The sequence below is a fragment of the Amorphus sp. 3PC139-8 genome, assembly GCF_040750475.1.
Classification (GTDB): Bacteria; Pseudomonadota; Alphaproteobacteria; order Rhizobiales; family Amorphaceae; genus Amorphus.
Genome location: NZ_JABJVY010000006.1, coordinates 191,421 through 207,336, shown reverse-complemented (window position 1 = coordinate 207,336; position 15,916 = coordinate 191,421). Strand labels below are relative to the sequence as shown.

15 protein-coding genes and 1 pseudogene are annotated in these 15,916 nt (G+C 60.8%); 7 read left to right on the top strand and 9 right to left on the bottom strand.

Translation table 11 applies throughout. From position 1 onward, the window contains the following. Window positions 1-114, top strand: a pseudogene (locus tag HNS03_RS08460) (IS630 family transposase); the annotation flags it as partial. Here HNS03_RS08460 and HNS03_RS08455 read toward each other — a convergent pair. Further along, the gene (locus HNS03_RS08455; RefSeq protein WP_367194480.1) at window positions 103-390 is read right to left on the bottom strand and encodes a DNA cytosine methyltransferase; all 288 of its coding nucleotides are present in this window, start codon (window positions 388-390) and stop codon (window positions 103-105) included. The pseudogene HNS03_RS08460 and the gene HNS03_RS08455 sit on opposite strands and share 12 nt — an antisense overlap. Beyond that, window positions 387-974, bottom strand: a complete 588-nt coding sequence (locus HNS03_RS08450; protein ID WP_367194478.1) for a ParB/Srx family N-terminal domain-containing protein — start codon at window positions 972-974, stop codon at window positions 387-389. Before HNS03_RS08450 ends, HNS03_RS08455 begins: the two co-directional genes overlap by 4 nt. Before the next feature lie 280 nt (window positions 975-1,254). Here HNS03_RS08450 and HNS03_RS08445 point away from each other — a divergent pair, with 280 nt between their 5' ends. The 4 genes from HNS03_RS08445 (at window position 1,255) to HNS03_RS08430 (ending at window position 7,376) form a co-directional block, all read left to right on the top strand. Next, the gene (locus HNS03_RS08445) at window positions 1,255-1,689 is read left to right on the top strand and encodes a hypothetical protein (RefSeq protein WP_367194477.1); all 435 of its coding nucleotides are present in this window, start codon (window positions 1,255-1,257) and stop codon (window positions 1,687-1,689) included. A gap of 1,026 nt (window positions 1,690-2,715) precedes the next feature. Next, window positions 2,716-3,795, top strand: coding sequence for an AAA family ATPase (locus tag HNS03_RS08440; RefSeq protein ID WP_367194475.1), 1,080 nt, complete (start codon window positions 2,716-2,718; stop codon window positions 3,793-3,795). Then, the gene (locus tag HNS03_RS08435; RefSeq protein WP_367194473.1) at window positions 3,788-6,043 is read left to right on the top strand and encodes a S8 family serine peptidase; all 2,256 of its coding nucleotides are present in this window, start codon (window positions 3,788-3,790) and stop codon (window positions 6,041-6,043) included. Before HNS03_RS08440 ends, HNS03_RS08435 begins: the two co-directional genes overlap by 8 nt. A 118-nt stretch (window positions 6,044-6,161) precedes the next feature. After that, a complete protein-coding gene (locus tag HNS03_RS08430; RefSeq protein ID WP_367194472.1) occupies window positions 6,162-7,376 on the top strand; it encodes a TIR domain-containing protein in 1,215 nt (404 codons plus the stop codon). 406 nt (window positions 7,377-7,782) lie between these two features. Here HNS03_RS08430 and HNS03_RS08425 read toward each other — a convergent pair whose 3' ends face one another. Continuing rightward, window positions 7,783-8,523, bottom strand: a complete 741-nt coding sequence (locus HNS03_RS08425; RefSeq protein ID WP_367194492.1) for an SDR family oxidoreductase — start codon at window positions 8,521-8,523, stop codon at window positions 7,783-7,785. A 50-nt stretch (window positions 8,524-8,573) separates the two neighbouring features. On the opposite strand from HNS03_RS08425, the gene HNS03_RS08420 reads away from it, so the two are divergent. Then, window positions 8,574-9,512, top strand: coding sequence for an AraC family transcriptional regulator (locus HNS03_RS08420; RefSeq protein ID WP_367194470.1), 939 nt, complete (start codon window positions 8,574-8,576; stop codon window positions 9,510-9,512). Between the two features lie 179 nt (window positions 9,513-9,691). Here HNS03_RS08420 and HNS03_RS08415 read toward each other — a convergent pair whose 3' ends face one another. Together HNS03_RS08415 and HNS03_RS08410 are read right to left on the bottom strand one after the other, a co-directional pair. Then, window positions 9,692-10,141, bottom strand: coding sequence for a hypothetical protein (locus tag HNS03_RS08415; protein WP_367194468.1), 450 nt, complete (start codon window positions 10,139-10,141; stop codon window positions 9,692-9,694). 440 nt (window positions 10,142-10,581) lie between these two features. Then, window positions 10,582-11,160: a TetR/AcrR family transcriptional regulator gene (locus tag HNS03_RS08410; RefSeq protein ID WP_367194466.1), complete on the bottom strand. Its 579-nt coding sequence runs from the start codon at window positions 11,158-11,160 to the stop codon at window positions 10,582-10,584. A 107-nt stretch (window positions 11,161-11,267) separates the two neighbouring features. Here HNS03_RS08410 and HNS03_RS08405 point away from each other — a divergent pair, with 107 nt between their 5' ends. Next, entirely contained in the window at window positions 11,268-12,086 is an 819-nt protein-coding gene (locus HNS03_RS08405) for an SDR family NAD(P)-dependent oxidoreductase (protein ID WP_367194465.1), read from the top strand. A gap of 277 nt (window positions 12,087-12,363) precedes the next feature. Here the strand turns inward: HNS03_RS08405 and HNS03_RS08400 are convergent, their stop codons facing one another. From HNS03_RS08400 to HNS03_RS08385, 4 genes are all read right to left on the bottom strand, one after another. Continuing rightward, window positions 12,364-12,690: a hypothetical protein gene (locus HNS03_RS08400; protein WP_367194463.1), complete on the bottom strand. Its 327-nt coding sequence runs from the start codon at window positions 12,688-12,690 to the stop codon at window positions 12,364-12,366. 129 nt (window positions 12,691-12,819) lie between these two features. Continuing rightward, window positions 12,820-15,051 (bottom strand): AAA family ATPase, encoded by a 2,232-nt coding sequence (locus HNS03_RS08395; RefSeq protein ID WP_367194461.1) that lies wholly within the window; start codon window positions 15,049-15,051, stop codon window positions 12,820-12,822. A gap of 7 nt (window positions 15,052-15,058) precedes the next feature. Continuing rightward, window positions 15,059-15,304 (bottom strand): hypothetical protein, encoded by a 246-nt coding sequence (locus HNS03_RS08390; RefSeq protein ID WP_367194459.1) that lies wholly within the window; start codon window positions 15,302-15,304, stop codon window positions 15,059-15,061. Between the two features lie 32 nt (window positions 15,305-15,336). Further along, on the bottom strand, window positions 15,337-15,885 hold the full coding sequence (locus HNS03_RS08385; RefSeq protein ID WP_367194458.1) for a hypothetical protein: 549 nt from the start codon (window positions 15,883-15,885) through the stop codon (window positions 15,337-15,339). Window positions 15,886-15,916 lie beyond the last annotated feature (31 nt).

Here is a 15,916-nt window from a genome sequence, read left to right as displayed (position 1 = left end):
TTCGTCGACGAGCACAACGACGGCGAGGCGAAGCCCTTCGTCTGGCGTGCCGATCCGGACGCCATCATCGCCGCACGAAGCCGAGGGTTCCAAACGTTGGAATCAATCCACTAGCTCGCCCACCTCAAGGCCGGTCTCGGTCAGGACGTCCGTCGCCCCTATGTCGCGAATATCGCGGCCGTCGACGACGGTGCCTTGGCGCGCGTTGAGCGCGTAGACTTCGCGCGCCGCGTCGACGAATTCGTTCGCCCATAGGACGAGGAAGCCAGCCATCCGATAGCCGGTCGATGACCCGCCGCAGCCGGCGAAGGTCGAAACGACGGTCCGGCCGTTCCACGCCTGGGCGGCGATCTCCGCCATCGATGGGACCCGATATGTCGGCTTGCTCATCCGGCTTTCCCGCTCCACCGGTAGCCGCATCGAGGGCACTGGTGATCGGTTTCGATATCGTCCCCGTACTCCGGGAACTCATCCGGCGGCGTGGTTTCCGCCAGCATCTTGTCGAGTGCCTTGCCTTCGAAGCCGGTCAGGTCGAGGTCGAAGCCTTCGTCGTTGAGGAACGCCAGCTCGACCTTGAGCAGCCCCTTGTCCCAGGTCGACGTTTCGGCGAGCCGGTTGTCGGCGATCGTGTAGGCGCGGCGCTGGCCCTCGGTCCAGCCCGCGCAGTCGATCACCGGGACCATTCGGTCCGGTAGCGTCCGGCCGTTCGGCAAGCGGACCGCTTCGCCCGCCGCGAACAGCTCAAGCAGGGCAAGGCGCCGGCCGTGGCCGGCGACGATCAAGCCGCCGTCGTCGATGTCGGCGAGGATCGGATTGGTAAACCCGTATTCCGAAATCGAAGCTCGGATCGAGGCGACCTGCGAAGCCGGGTGCTTCCGCGCGTTCTGCGGGTTCGGCGTCAAATCGTCGATCGAGACCAGCTTTGCGCTAACCCCTTGATCATATTGCTCTTTCGACATGTTCGATACAAGCATTGTTCGCGAATCGTTGACGGTCCGATTGCAAACCAAACCGCTGTTTCAAAATTTCGAAAAACGCGGAAATCTCGGGGGGCCGCGTTTTCGCCCCATTTTTTGCTCAAAAAACGGTCCCTTTCGGGGGAAAAGTCCCGACTTTCAGGCCGATCCGGACCACTTTCGTCGGGGTCGCGAAAGGCGGGGGATTGTTTCCAACTCCGCTGCCTCAATTCTACGCGAAAGCCCGGCCGTTCGCCTTGGGGTGAGGGGGTTCGCTCGGGAGGAGGCGGCCGAGCTCGTGAGCGACGCGAGCGGGCAGCATCGTCGCGGCGGTTTCGTAGAAGATTTCGCGGCTCGTATTGCGAACGAGTTCCTCGGGGATCGAGGGGCCGAACAGTTTTTCGATCGCGTTGTCGCGTTCGGAGCGTTGGTTGTAGCCGCGAGTGTTGTTGAAGACGTTGTCGCCGGCGATTGGTGCGCTTCGGTTTTTCCAGTGGCCGCCGTAGACGAACGTTGTCGGGAAGCGTTGGACGCGACCCCAGACGCGAGCTCGAACGCCCCACGAGAACTGTTTCGGGTTGAACTCCGACAGGGGCAGGGGGCGGCCGGTTGCGAAGACGACGCCTTCGAGGGTGCTACCGAATTGGGGCTGCGCCTGCCGGGTGTGGATTTCCTCCCCGACGCGTTTGGCGGTCAGGGAGGTTTGTTTGGCGACCGCACGGACGGTTCGTGATTGGACGGTTTTCGTGACGCGGTTGACGGCGCGACGCTGACGAAATCGACCATCGCGCGAATCCTAAAACTAAATCTAGGTTTAGTTATTAATTGGGTGAGATATAAATAAATAAATATAATAATTATATTATAATATATATTATATATATAACATACTCAGTAAATATAACGCTTGCGGGGCTCGATGGGGCCTTGATGGCCCCCTCGCCCCGCAGCGCTATTCTGAGTTTGTCGCTTTCTACACAACGTAATTCTGGGATACTGCGCGCGAGGAAACACCGAATTTGTCTCACCGTCAATCGGAAATTTTCACATCGAGTCGGATTTATTGGCGGATTTTAGGCGGAAAATCGTTGGATTTCAATTAGATAAGTTGGATTTAGGTTGGAGTGGAAAATAATTCCAACCACATGGATTGGAATTATCGTCGGAATTGCCTGGGCATTCGGATGTGATAGCCGATGTGTGGCGTGGAGTTCCCGGTTTCCGGCCATTCTTTCCCGCATTGATGTGATGCTGCGGGAAGGCGATGCACTCGCTTGAAGTGCGTTTGCATCAACGGGCTGAATCCTACAAGAGAATAAGATTCTACGGCGATGTGGTCGGAAATCGCGTGATTATCCGGCCGCTTGGGTCGCGTTTCCAACGCGCGGGATGCTGCGCGGGGGATCGCGGCGGGGGCGATCGGCGGGTCGAAATCGGGTCAGTCGATGTCATTGGGATGGGGTAGGGGATGGGTGTTGGCCCCATCTTCATGGCGGGCCTGAGCGCTTATTGCTGCGAGAGCGGCGGGGCGATCCGCTTCTTTCGAACCTCACCCCGCGCGAGTGCTAGTTTGGTCAGGGGCGCGCGTTCGGCGGCGCGCGAAATTCTTCACGATAGCGTCCTTGCTCGTATTAAAAACTCAATTGCTGATTGAGGTTTACATATCCCGCTAAACGCGTTGACATCCGGCCTATATACCGGCAAAATTTTCTGTATGGAAATTGACAATCACCTCATAAGCTCTCTGATCGAGTCGGCCATGTCGGCGGACTATACGGGCGTTCGTCGAATTGGGGGCCAGATTGCAAAGCGCTTGGCGGAGCAGAATGATCTCGAGGGTGCGAAGGCTATTCAGGGCATGCTCCGGAAGCGTGGTGTGCCGCTGCAGGCGTCTGGATATGCCGAAGCCCTTCCTCGCGATGTCGCGTCGCGGCTTCCCCTCGTCGAAGAGGGGCAATGGCCCACAACGCCCGCCATACTTGGTGGCGAGGCGAGTCATGCGATCTCGCAGTTTATTGAAGACGCGAAGCATATTGCGTTGCTAGCTGAGAAAGGGGTATCCGCGCGCTTAGGTCTACTTCTATTCGGCCCTCCTGGAACGGGGAAGACGCTGTTAGCAGGCCACATCGCGGCAGCGCTTGAGCGCCCGTTCTATATCGCGAGGCTGGATTCTCTCATTTCGTCGCGCTTAGGTGAAACTGCGAAGAACATTAGGGGAATCTTCGACTTTGTCCCCACCCGAAATGCTGTGTTGTTTCTCGATGAGATTGATGCCGTAGCAAAGCTGCGCGATGACCGACACGAACTCGGTGAGTTAAAGCGTGTTGTAAACACAGTCCTTCAGGGGCTCGACTCCTTAAGCGATGACGTTGTTACTATTGGCGCGACCAACCACCCGCATCTTCTCGATCCTGCTATCTGGCGGCGCTTTCCCTACAAGGCGGAACTCGGTCTTCCCGATAGCGACGTTCGCAACGCACTCTGGCTCCATTTCCTGTTCGAGGGAAACGAGAAGCGAAACAAGGATGCGCAGATCCTCGCCCACGTATCTCAGGGGTTGAATGGAGCAGATATCGAGAACCTAGCTCTGGCTGTGCGCCGCCGTAGCATTCTCGGGAAAGAAGAGCCGAGCCTCGCGCAGATCATTCTTGCAATACGAGCATCGCATTCGGGCAGCCCGCGACTGCTCGATAATCGCGAGATTACAACGGCTGACAAGAAGGTCGTCGCCAGTTTGCTGCATGAGACCGGCAACGTAAGCCAGTCAGATATTGCCCGCATCGTCGGTGTCAGCCGGCAGATGGTGCATCGTTACCTGAACGAGGAAACCGATGGCTGATACCCCGCGTCGCCCTCTCCTCAATCCGGTCCTCCGATTTACCAAAGACCCACGGCCTGAGGGGGTTTCGGGGGGCGGCAAAAACAGGCGTAATATTCGGACAGATCGGCTTCCCATGCAGCGGCGCAGTCTTTCGGAGCAATTTACGGCTCTGGGAGAAGAGGCCGAAGGCGCGCCTCGCTTCAACGGTCGCGCGATTGTATACGCCTCCATGTTTGACGATTCTCTCGCTCCGTCCTGGACACCAGATGATCTCTTCAGGAAGGAGCATGGTGGGCGCCTAATCACACCTTACAAGTCAGGCTATCTGGTCGAGGTCGAGACGCAACAACTTCTCTCGCTTGCGCGTCGGGTTCGTCAAACCGATACCGCCAATGAGATGGTGGATATCTCCCGCATAGAGGCGGTTCGATTTTTTGGGCAAGACGATGCGACAAGATCTCGGTCCCTTTCTGAAATTTGGGAAGCTGCCCCCGAGACCAAAGACGGGCGTGCTTTCGTCGTCTGGCTTATGCCGTTGAATGACCGGGATGCTTCCGAGCACCTTCTGCAGGCTTTTTCCGGCCTTCGCGACGGCGTCATTGCGCCGCCACCTTCCGCTCTTGGCGAGCTTGCAGGTCGCCTTGACACGAACGTTCCTGCCGTAATGCGCCGAAGCCTTCGCACGGTCGTTCCTGATGATGACCGGCTCAATCTTGCCATGCGCGAGTATCGGCAGAAGCGGCACTCGCGAACGACCGTCATTGTCCCCGGGCGCAGTGCTCTTAGTCAGTTAGTTGCCTCTGGTACCGTCTTTAGGATCGAGCCAGTTCCGTCGATCACGACTACTGCTCCTGGAGACGGGCAAGAGCCGAACCGCCCTTTACCGAGCGCGCTATCGGACCTTCCAATCGTCGGGGTCGTTGATGGCGGCCTGAGCGCCGTTTCTTATAAGTCCGCGGAAGCATGGAAAGCTCCGCCCCTGGTTCCCGATAGCGCGGCCGACACAAAGCATGGCAATTGGGTTACCTCTTTGGTCGTGCAGGGGCATGACTGGAATAACAATCTGTCTCTTCCGGCTCTCTACTGCCAGGTCGGAACGGTTCAGGCTGTCGCGAAGAGAAAATTCGCATCATTCTTCGATCCTCAGGATCTCATAAGCTATCTTGACGGCATCATGATGGCGAATCCTGAAACGCGAATCTGGAATTTTTCCTTCAACGAACTTGATTGTTGTGACCTGGAATGCGTTAGCTACTTGGGTCATGAGATTTCAGTTCTTGCTCGAAAGCATGATGTTCTGCCGATTATCTCGGTAGGCAACAAGCCTGGCGAACACCTCAAGCCGCCCGCTGACTGCGAGGCTGCAATCACCATTGGAGGTCGCCTGCACAACGCTGATGGCGAACACGGCGACATTTGCACAGTAAGCCACAGCGGACCTGGTCCGTCGAGCATGCTTAAGCCCGAACTCTCGCACTTTTCGAACGTGCGGGTGATCGGCGGCGTTATAGCCAAAGGATCGAGCTTCGCAACGGCGCTTACTTCTCCACTTGCTGCCCATACTATGGCGCGGCTGCGCGAGCCGACTGCCGACATGGTCAAGGCGCTCATGCTTCACCATGCGGAAGGGGATAGATTTGACCCCGCTTTTGGTTTCGGGTCGCCGGGTGCTGCGACGCTGCCATGGGAATGCCGGCCTGGCTTTGTCACCTTGCAGTGGCGCGCAACGCTTCGGCCGGGTGCGGCCTATTACTGGGAGCTTCCTATTCCGCCAGCTCTTCGTTCCAGCGGAAAGCTGAAGGGCTTTGGTGCGCTGACGGCTGTGCTTAATCCGCATCCGATGGTGAGTGATTTTGCGGGTCCAAATTATTTTAGTATTCGGCTTGCGACAGCGCTCCAATGCCAGCGTGGAGGCAAGAACTACAACCTGCTTGGTTCACTCGAAACCGATAAAATTGCCGAGGAGGTAGCCCGTGCAGTTGATCATAAGTGGAGTCCTGTGAGGCACCACAGGAACGAATTCAAGCGCGGGGTTAGCTTCGACGGTGATAACCTCTACGTATATGCTCGCGTTTATGCTCGAGATCTGTACCTCTATGGCTATCGAGCAGAAGAAATTCCGGAGATGGATACGGCTTTCGTTCTCTCCCTCGGCACTGGGAACGAAGAGGACGATGTCTACAACCAGCTTCGCGATCAGCTTGGCGCGTTCGTCGAAACCGCGACAATTGAAACAGACATTGATGTCGACGCCGGTGGTGATTGACCATGCGTTACTACGCAAAGAGCGGGGCGGGAGCTGTTGGCAGCAAGGAAACACTCGCTAGCGGAAGTGATCTGATACGGCCGCATGAGCACGTATTCTAGGCGGGCGGAGACGCTTCATGAGCTTAAGGGCCACCGGTTTTGACAAGCTGCAGAAAGACCTGAACGATGTAGATCGGGCATTCCGCTCGCTCGAAGGCATAATTGCCACCCTGCGCTTCGATCCAAACGAGCCGGCGAGCGTCCTATCTGCAATTGGGCAGATGGAAAATGCGATCGACGAGAAGACGGCGCACTACGGGCGCAACGCCATGGTGCAGACTATTGCAGCCCAATTGAAAGAGAAATACCGAGCGCAGATAGAAGAGCGCGCTGCAGTAGCTCGCACAAAAAAGGAGGCTGGTGGCATGAACAGGAGCGCGGTAGAGCTTCCTACAATTCTGCGGCAGATAGAAAACACTGTGACGGACCTTCGCTGGGCGGACAGTTCTTCGTTTGTACGTCATATTAAGAAGCTTTCACGCCTCCTTCATGCGAATGAGCTGGAACCGATAAGCGCTGAGCTAACCGGTGGAATAGATCTGGATGGTTGGCTGAATGAAGGTCGCGCAACTAAGGGTGCGATGGTCGGCAGTGCCGAGCTTGATTGGCCAGCCGATCACAACAGCGAGCTCGGTACGGTCATTTTGTTGGTAGATAGGTTTGCTGAAGATGCGGAGAGCGCGATTGATTTCGCCTGCACCTTCTACTACAGAGGAAGAAAGTTCTCTCAAAATCTCCAGAACATGACGGGACAGGTCCTTGTCCCATTCGCGCGCGACTACATTGATTTCGTCAAGCAGAAAACGGGCGTTGTCGAAGCGACCACACTTCCCGCCAAAGGTGGGCCAGCAGCGCGTAAGGTGTTTGTAGTCCACGGACATGACGAGGCGGCGCGCGAGAGTGTCGCGCGTTTTCTGGAGAAGCTGAATTTCGAACCTATCATTCTGCACGAGCAGGCCAATCAGGGCCGGACGATCATAGAGAAGGTCGAGGCCCACAGCGATGTTGGTTTTGCGGTCGTCCTCCTTACGCCGGACGACGAGGGCAATGCTAAAGGCCAGCAGGCTCACGCGCGTGCCCGGCAGAACGTCATTCTCGAGCTGGGTTATTTCATTGGCCGCCTCGGCCGCAGTCGAGTTATTGCGCTAAAGCAGGGTGACATAGAGATCCCATCCGACTTCCATGGTGTCGTCTACGAGCCTTTTGCTAGCGGCGGTGCATGGAAGTCAGCAGTTGGCCGCGAACTGCAGGCCGCTGGCTTTACGATCGATTGGAATGTTGTGATGAAATGAAGAAGAGCGCCCGGCGATGTCGACTATCTCTCAAATTGAGAGAAGAGTTTTGAAAGACTAGCTGCCCGAATAGCGAGACCGAAGCCTTAGTGCCGTAGCCATCACGGCCGGCCTTTCCGGCGTTCGCGGCTACCTCCTGCGCGTCCCCGAACGGGCTGCCCTTTTCGCTGAGGCGTCATCCTGAGTGTGCCGCCGACGCTTGCGATGCGGATCGCTGCATCGGCTCTTGGCCGAAAGCGGACGGTCCGGCGGGCGTCGTTTACGGCCAGTGGGAATGCTGCCGTTCGTTGGTTTGAAAGTGTGAAGTCAGAATACGATTCCCTCGCGGGTTTCCGGTAGATTTTCGGTGCACGTTTGAAGCGGGGGGGGACGTGCTTGGGCGCCAAGCCACTACGATCCCATAACGTCAATCCTGTGCGGTCGGGCGCACCACGATGCTGCCGATTTCGACGTCACCGGGTTGTTCAATTGCGAAGGCGATCGCCCGTGCGATCGCGTCCGGCGAAATGGCAAGCTCTTGCTTGCGCTTTTGGATCGTCGCTTTGATGACCGGATCGGCAATAGCGTCATCCGCGAAGGTCGTGTCGATGAAACCCGGCGATACTTCCGTCACGCGGAGGTTCGGACCCGATTCCTGCCGCAGCGCTTCGGTGGCTGTCCGCAGTGCGTTCTTGGTCGCAGCGTAGACGCCCATTGTCGGTACGATTTTGATGCCGGCTGTCGAGACGACGTTGACGACGTGCCCGCTGCCCTGGCGGCTAAACACTGGAATCGCTGCAGCAATGCCATAGAGCGCGCCTTTCAGGTTTACGTCGATCATGGCGTCCCAGTCATCGACCTCCAGAGCGTCGAAACGCGAGAGTGGGCCGATGCCCGCATTGTTGACGATAACGTCAAGCCGCCCGAAACGCTCGCAGGCTAGATTGACCAGTGTGTCGAGGTCCGCGCGTCTGGTGACGTCGGTTGCCCGAAAAATGACTTCGCCGCCCGACGCTTCGATCTCGCCCGCGACAGCGGCAAGTTCTGCCTCGCTTCGTGCCCCGAGCGCGAGGCGCCCCCCGCGCCGGGCGAGATGAATGGCGGTTGCCCGGCCAATGCCGCGCCCGGCTCCGGTGATGGCGACGATCTTGTTTTCTATGGTCACGATATGGGCTCCGTCTTCTGAGTGAGAAGCCAGACCTATGTGGTGCCGGTCGGATGATCTATGCTCAGAAGACCATGTCTTTATCGCAAAACGCCAAAATCGTGCCCGACCCATTCTCCGAGGTTCTTGCGGCGCTCGGCGCGCGGAGCGTCCGCGGGACCGGCCTCGAAGCTGCGGGAGACTGGGCGCTCGCTTTCGACGGACGGACGCGGTTGAAGTTCGTCGCCGTCACACGAGGCCAATGCTGGCTTCTGCTTCCCGATCATTCGCCGGAAGCACTTGTAGTCGGCGATGTCGTTCTCATCAGTAACACGCGCTATACGGTGGCGAGTGACCCGGCGGTCGAACCGATCGACGGCATGCCGCTCTACGCTTCGCCAGGACACGACATGGTACGCCTCGGCGCCGGAGACGAGACGGCCATAATTGGCGGCGGAAGCGGCTTTGCGGATGGTGGCGCCTCGTTCGTTCTCGACGCGCTCCCCACGTTCCTGCGTGTAGACCGGACATCGTCCACCGCCGAGGCAGTCTCAAGGACGCTGGAATCCCTGAGGACGGAAGTCAGCAGCGCGGAACTCGGTGGTTCGCTCGTCGCCGAGCGGTTGGCAGAGATCCTCGTCGTCGCGGCGGTCCGCGCCTTCGTGGCCACCAGTCCGATAACCAGTGTCGGCTGGATCACCGCGCTGGCGGACCCACGGATCGGCAAGGCCCTCAGACTGCTGCACGGCGATGTCGCGCGCCGCTGGACGGTGCCAATGCTGGCGTCGGAGGTCGGGATGTCACGTTCGGCGTTCACGCAGCGCTTCGCCGAGCATGTCGGCCGTCCTCCGCTCGACTATCTTACCCGCTGGCGTATGGTTCTGGCGCAGCGAAAGCTTAACGCGGGCCAAACCGTCGCGGCAGTGGCCACCGCAGTCGGCTACAGCTCGCAGAGCGCCTTTTCTCATGCCTTCAAGCGAACTTTTGATCGCACACCCCGGTCTGGTGGCTGATGATAGCCTTTCCGACTGTTGTCGGGGCCATGGCTCATCTCCGAAACCGTCGGGCATCGATCGTCGGTGGTGAGCTGCTTTCCACCAAACCACCACACCACGCTCTGGCATCTATGCGAGCGTCGGCCTTGCCGGCCGAACGCCTTCCCAAGCGGCCTGGACTGTCTCCCGCCGCGTGCCTAAAGCCCCCCAGGCAACCCGTCCCGCCCGGCCGCCGCGCGCCAGATCGCGCGCATGAGCTTGCAGTTCGGGCTATCGGCTTCCTCCTGGAAGTCCTCATGGTCCGGCAGAACCGCCGGGCCTTCGAGTTCCCACAGGACGTGGGCGAGGGCGGCTATCCCTTCGACGCTCGTCGGGGTTAGCTCGATCATCGCCCAAAAGGCTTCGTCTTCGCGGGTTTGCGCTGCCTTGGCGTCGGGCGCTTCCGAATCGTATCCGCCCGGAAGATCGACGAGATAATCGAGGGTTTTTCGGGCGCTCAGCCATTGGCGATAGAGCGGGACTATCGGGTCCCTTGCCCTCGCCGTCGTCGGGGCAAGCGCGAATAGGGCCCTGCCGACGAGCGGAACGTTGCGATAGGGCCGGCCTTTTTCGCGATTGGGCGTAGTGGTAGGTTTTGCAATAGCCATTGTGCGATCACCTGGGACTAGATCGTGCTCTGGTAGGGCCGGGCGGCGCTGCAACGCCGCTCGGTCCGTTCTATTGCCCGTATGGTGTATCGGATGGCCTGTCCACATCCCCATGCGTTTGCCTGGGCGGGGAGGGGCGGTAGCGAAAGCTATGGCGCTCTGTGTGCCGACGGGTGATGGCCGGGTTCGGGCCGTCAGGTCCCGGCGGCCAACTCTGCCGAAGCGGACATTCGTGCGGGCCGCCAGAATTGTCGCGAACGGCCTGTTGCGGCCATCTGTGAAAATCACGGCAAATGTCCGCTTCGAGCCCTGACCGGCACTCTTAGTGTGGAGCGCAAGCGGCAATGATTTGCCGTCGGGCAAGCCCACCCCGCGCAGCAGTCTCGGAGGGGGGCGGGCGAGGACCCGCTTACCATGAACGGGATTTGTGGGTGCCGTTCCTACCGCGCCATCGCACCGATGAAGACCTCTACAAGGGCGAAGGCCGATCTCTTCCAGTCCGGGTCGGGTCTAATGCTCGCAATTCCGGTCAGCGCGCGGAGCATGTCGAGCGGCTTTACGTTTAACCGACGTCCCGTAACTTCGGTTGCCTTGTCGATTAGGGTGGAGATCGGATCAGACAACCGTGCATGGGTCCCCGTGTAGAGATCATCCGGCCCACCGATCAGCGTACTGAGAGCATCCGCCATGCCGCGTTTGGTGTCTAGAAAGATTACGAACATCTGAAGCCACTCGCGAAGTGCCGTTATGGGATCGTGCTCGGCCAGCATTGTTTCCGCCGCTCTGATTAGAGCCTCGACCTCCTCCTTGTAGACTTCTTCGAGTAGAGCGTCGCGCGAGGAAAAATTGCGGTAGAGAGTCGCGATGCTGACCCCGGCTTCCCGCGCCACGAGATCGAGGCTCACGGCAGCGCCGTGAGCGCTGATGGCGCGCTTTGCCGCCGCGATCAGTTGCGCTCTGTTGCGTGCCCCGTCGGCTCGCTTTGGCTTTCCCGCACTAGAGGCGCCGGCATCGCTCATGAATACAATTCCTTGTAAGCGTAGGATTCCTACACATGTAACCGAAGTCGCCCTACGCTTTTGCGGAGGATGCTCTCACACATAAGCCCAACCTAAGGGAGAAGGACATGAGCGCAGACAGGACAATTCTCGTGACCGGTTCGACACAGGGACTTGGACGGCGGGTCGTCGAAGGGCTCGCGCAACCCGGAATGCGCATCCTGGTGCACGGACGGAACGCCAGCCGCGGTGCAGAGGTTGTGAGTGCGTTACAGCGCGAAGGGGCTTCGGCCACCTTCCTCGAGGCGGATCTCGCGTCGCTTGAGGAGGCGCGGCGGTTGGCCGACGCGGTTCATAAAGAGTGCACGCATCTCGATGTCCTGATCAACAACGCGGGAATTTCGAAGCCAGACGGTCCGCGCCGGGAAAGCGTAGACAGGTTCGAAATGCATTTCGCGATCAACTATCTCGCGAGCTTCCTGCTCACGGAACGGCTGCTACCCCTGCTTCGGGCCGGCGCGGGCGAGGAGCCCGCGCGCATCGTCCACGTCGCCTCCGCCGGCCAGAGTCCCATCGACTTCGACGACGTGATGCTGGAGCAAGGCTATCACGGGTTTCGCGCCTACGGTCAGAGCAAGGTCGCGCAGATCATGCATACGCTCGACCTCGCCGAAGCTCTGGACCCGCATGAGGTCGTTGCGAATGCCCTTCACCCCGGCACCCACATGGATACGGCCATGGTCCGGGATGCCGGCATCAGTCCGAGCGGCTCCGTCGATGCCGGCGCGGCTGCCGTGATCGCGCTTGCCGCAGGAGAAAACCATCGGACGACGTCCGGCCGCTACTTCAACGGGCGACATGAGGCGCGCGCGACGGCACAGGTCTACGATGCAGCGGCGCGGGACAGGTTGCGGGCCCTCAGTCGGAAGATGACAGGACTGGCCTGATTAGACGGCACCGGATTTTCCGGAGGTCGGCTTTGGGCGCAGAACAGCCATTAGGCTGCGCCCAAAAGCGCCCCTTGCTTCGGCAACAGGCCCTTTTGCCTCTCTACGTAAAGATTTGGCAGTTGATGGCGCCTGGTGCCAAGCGTCCGCGCGATCATGACATCGGGCATTCTGGATTTCCGAAGTGCCCGGGCGGCGGCTTTCGCGCGCGGCCGGCGTGTCGTCACCATGACGCGCTTCTGCGATCCGCCGGGCCGGCGGATGGAAATATATTCGATCAATGCTGCCCCCTCGGGATCCCGTCGTTCGTAAGACCCTGCGCGATGCGGGCGAGGGCCCGGTCGCGCGCGCGATAGGCGGTCGCGCGGCTCCAGCCGCGCTCGTCGACCGCGTGATTGAAATTGACGCCCCTGGTGACCCGGCAGCGGATCCAGCAATGAAGGACGCGCGCCCATCCGCTGTGGCCGTCGAGGTAGCGGGCCGGCCACCACAGGGCGCGCTCAAGCTGGGAAACGCGCCCCGGCGAATAGGGGCGGGGGCGTCTAGGCGGTTCGAGCTCGTCGATCCCGGGCCAGCCTTCGGCGAGGCGTTCGACCGCCGTCATGAGCAATTCGGGGGACGAAGATGTCCGCGTCGACGGGGCCGGCTGTAAGGCGGGCCCAGCGAACGGCTTCGACAAGCTCCTCGCCGACGCGCTTCGGCGTCCAGATGTCCGGGGCGGGCGCATCGAGCATCAGTCGTCTCCCCATGGGATCATGTCGTCGTCGGCGATCGGGGCAGGTGGCGGTGCGGGCGCAGGTGCGGGCGGCATGGCGTCCCGTGGCGCGGGATCGGGGTCGCGTGGTGGCGGGCTGCCGCGCCGCATTCCCTTGATTGGCTTTCCGGTGAACCAGACCCACGGCTTTTCGCGGCCGATGACGCCGAGCTTGAGAAGCCCTTCGCCGGCCCGGTGCATCGCCTGCCGTCGCCGGTCGATCCGCTTTTGCCGGTCGTCGTCGCTTTCGTTCGCGGTATCGGCTTCGTCGAAGGCGATCCGGTCGTAGGCGGCGACGACGTTGCGCCATTCGACGACGGTCAGGCTGCGGGGCAGGGCGCATTCGGCAGGGGCCGGCCCGCCGCTTTCGTCGATCGCGCGTTCCATGGCGCGCACAAGCACGCCCTGGCCGCTCGATATTGAAACGCCCTGATTGCGCGGGCGGGCATCGGCCGACCCCTCGCCGTTGGGATGCGTGACGACGCAGGACGTAACGGGTTCATCGTCTTCGTCCCGGCCGATCTCGAACGCGGGGAGAACGAAGTCGAAGCGGCGCCCGCCTTCGCCATCCTTGTTCTTCTCGACGACGGCTTCGCGCACCTGCCGGCCGTCGGTATCGTGACGGCCGTCGCAGGGGCGGACGAGGAGGACGTTTTCGAGGTTGGCGAGGATCGACGTATGCCCGCGGACCTTGGCGCCGTCGGCGTTCATATGATGGACGAGAAGCACCGTCGCTCGGCACGCTTCGGATATCCGCGCGCAGCGTTGAAGGGCCGCCGAAACGTCCTTGCCGTCGTTTTCGTTGGCGCCGGGCGTCGCGGTTGCCCAGGTATCGATGACGATCAGTTCGAGCGGGACATCGAATGTCGACGACCAGTGACGGGCTTCCTCGATAAAGGCTTCGGTCGGGTCGTCGCTGCCGTATAGATCGAGCCGCTTCGGCAGGAGAACGAAAGGCATCGGTTCGTTGCCGGTCAGCCCGTTTGCCTGCCGGTAGGCGCGGAGGCGTTTCTTGAGCCCTTTCTGCCCTTCGCCAGCCTGATAGATGACGCCGCCTCTACGCGTCCTGCACCTCATCCAATCGCAGCCGCGCAATACGGCCATCGCGATATCGACCGCCAGGAAGGACTTGCCGCTCTGGCTTGGGCCGGCGGTCATACTGATTTCGCCGCGCGTGAGGACGCCCTTGATCAGCCATTCGTGTTCCGGGCCCGGCGCGTCGAGCGCCGCCCAAGGGATGGCGTTGAAGCGCGATCGGAAGGGTTCGGGCTCGTAGACCGGCGCCGACCGCGCGAGGTCGAAAAGCGTCTCGACGGTTCCGCCTGCATCGAGCCAGTCGTCGACGTCGCCCTTTATCGGGAGACCGGGCAGTTCGAGAATGCGGACGTCTTTCGCGATCCCGTATAGGCGCTTTGCGACCGCCCGGGCGTGGTCCGGCCCGACGAAGACCGGGCGTCCATCTTCATGGAATCTCGGAATCCCATCGGGGGTCGTCGCCTGGGCATCGTTGTCCGGCAGGATGACGATGCGCGCGCCCCGGAAGACCTCGTCGAGGTCGGGGCGCCATTTTCCGGCGCCGCCGGGATTGGTCGTCGCGGGAACGCCGAGATCGATCAGGCGATCGGCGCACTTCTCGCCCTCGACGATGAAGACGACGCGATCGTGGGCGATCGCTTCGGTTACGTCCGGAAGGTTGTAGGGGACCGGCGAAAGCCCTTTGACGCTCCAATCCCACCCGCTGGCTTTCGATGTATCAGGACGCCGCTGGCGGTACGTCTTGACGGGCTTCCCGTCCTTCCCGGTCTCGCCGTTTTCCATTCGGACGACTTGGAAGACGAGTTCGCCGGAAGCGCTGTGGTAGTCCCACGTTTTGACGATCTTCCACGGCGGGCTATTGGCCTTGCCGTGCGATGCCTGCGCCGGCCCCGCCGGGCGACGATCGTCGATGTCGAAACCGTTTTCGCGGAGCCAGTCGAACCGCTCCCGGCCCTTTCGGCCGGTCGCGCGTTCGATCAAGGCGAGGACGCCGCCGCCGACCTGATCCTCGTAGTCGAAAAAGGTCCCTTTCGTCAGATCGACGGAAAGCGACCCCTTGCCCCGAAACCGCAGTTCCTTTTCCGAAGACAGCGCATCATTGGGCTGGCCATATAGCTCTTTGGCTACCGCTCCAGCGTATTTCGAAAAGAGGTCGGCGGTATTGTCGCCCGACATTGAGCGTTCAAGCGTCCCGGGAATTATTGGTCTGGATTGGATCGGCGGAGGAGTTGGTTTTCAGAACCGGTGCGACAGCGCGAAAAACCTCGTCGCGGACAGGCATGATCGCGCAGACAAGCCGGTCGATATCTTCGAAGACCTCCGCGCGACGGATCATCTCCGGATGGGCTTCGGTCCGGTGCCCGGCATTGATAAGCGCCGCCTGCGCCGCGCGGATGCGGCTCGCTTCGGTCGCGGCCGCCTCGGCCATCTCGCGAAGCCCGGCGCGCTTCCGCTTCGCGCTCATGTCCGTTTTCCGTTCCGCGCCGCCGCGAACAGCGGCGCGACGTCATGCGCGTTTTCGGGGTCGGCGAGGTGGCAGGCGTAAAGCCAGCCGGCGATAGCGTCGGCAGCATCCGGATCGTTGGTCGGAAAGCCGAGATTGGTGACGGCGCGGATAACGAGCGGCTTCGCTTCCGCTTTCTTCGCGCGGCGACCGAGGACAAACCGCCGAATGTCGTCGGCCCGGGCTTCCTGGACATCGTAGAGGCGCATGAGATAGGCGGCCGCTTCGACACAGGCGGGAAGCCCGATCAGGCGCAGGCCGGTCGCGCGTGTCGTCCGTTGGCCCATATGGCGCGGGTCGAGCGGCGCTTCGTAGACGATCGTTCGCGGGCGGGGGCTGGCTTCCAGGCGCTTGACGACCCATCGGAAAGCGCCCGCGAAGACAGCCGGATTGTCGCTGCCTTCCTCAGCAAAGAATTCGGCGCCCCACTTCGGGGCGCCGCCGGGTTTACCCTCGCACCATCCCATTCGGGTTGCGAGGTCGAGAAAGAGGATCGATTCGACCATCTAGAACGCCAGAGTTAGGCTCGGGATCGTC

Bases quoted from the DNA above. Each gene is read 5' to 3' on its own strand.
- HNS03_RS08440 (WP_367194475.1), top strand. From the start codon at position 2,716: ATGTCGGCGGACTATACGGGCGTTCGTCGAATTGGGGGCCAGATTGCA.
- HNS03_RS08450 (WP_367194478.1), bottom strand. From the start codon at position 974: ATGCTTGTATCGAACATGTCGAAAGAGCAATATGATCAAGGGGTTAGC.
- HNS03_RS08420 (WP_367194470.1), top strand. From the start codon at position 8,574: ATGATCTATGCTCAGAAGACCATGTCTTTATCGCAAAACGCCAAAATC.
- HNS03_RS08385 (WP_367194458.1), bottom strand. From the start codon at position 15,885: ATGGTCGAATCGATCCTCTTTCTCGACCTCGCAACCCGAATGGGATGG.
- HNS03_RS08400 (WP_367194463.1), bottom strand. From the start codon at position 12,690: ATGACGGCGGTCGAACGCCTCGCCGAAGGCTGGCCCGGGATCGACGAG.
- HNS03_RS08455 (WP_367194480.1), bottom strand. From the start codon at position 390: ATGAGCAAGCCGACATATCGGGTCCCATCGATGGCGGAGATCGCCGCC.
- HNS03_RS08405 (WP_367194465.1), top strand. From the start codon at position 11,268: ATGAGCGCAGACAGGACAATTCTCGTGACCGGTTCGACACAGGGACTT.
- HNS03_RS08430 (WP_367194472.1), top strand. From the start codon at position 6,162: ATGAGCTTAAGGGCCACCGGTTTTGACAAGCTGCAGAAAGACCTGAAC.
- HNS03_RS08435 (WP_367194473.1), top strand. From the start codon at position 3,788: ATGGCTGATACCCCGCGTCGCCCTCTCCTCAATCCGGTCCTCCGATTT.
- HNS03_RS08395 (WP_367194461.1), bottom strand. From the start codon at position 15,051: ATGTCGGGCGACAATACCGCCGACCTCTTTTCGAAATACGCTGGAGCG.
- HNS03_RS08390 (WP_367194459.1), bottom strand. From the start codon at position 15,304: ATGGCCGAGGCGGCCGCGACCGAAGCGAGCCGCATCCGCGCGGCGCAG.
- HNS03_RS08415 (WP_367194468.1), bottom strand. From the start codon at position 10,141: ATGGCTATTGCAAAACCTACCACTACGCCCAATCGCGAAAAAGGCCGG.
- HNS03_RS08410 (WP_367194466.1), bottom strand. From the start codon at position 11,160: ATGAGCGATGCCGGCGCCTCTAGTGCGGGAAAGCCAAAGCGAGCCGAC.